The sequence below is a fragment of the Pantoea stewartii subsp. stewartii genome, assembly GCF_008801695.1.
Classification (GTDB): Bacteria; Pseudomonadota; Gammaproteobacteria; order Enterobacterales; family Enterobacteriaceae; genus Pantoea; species Pantoea stewartii.
The window spans coordinates 1-222 of the sequence record NZ_VZPF01000346.1; the positions used below are offsets into that span (position 1 = coordinate 1).

Here is a 222-nt window from a genome sequence, read left to right on the forward strand (position 1 = left end):
CCGCGAAAAAAGCCTGGGATAAATGACTTCATAAAGTGATGGACCTTTTTCAACAGTTGCCACATTGAACTGCACTGGTGATTTCGGGTTATTGTCTCATGAAGCGCCTGCCACAACCGTTCGACATGATTGACCCACGGCGAGTAAATCGGCTGGTAAATGACCCTGAACTTTGGGTTTGCTTTCAGCCAGCGCAACGTTTCACGGCTTTTGTGGATGATG

1 protein-coding gene is annotated in these 222 nt (G+C 47.7%); it reads right to left on the reverse strand.

Annotated elements, in window-relative coordinates; all coding sequences use genetic code 11:
* The coding region (locus F7Q90_RS26495; protein ID WP_211369719.1) for a transposase at positions 1-222 on the reverse strand (222 nt) is incomplete at both ends.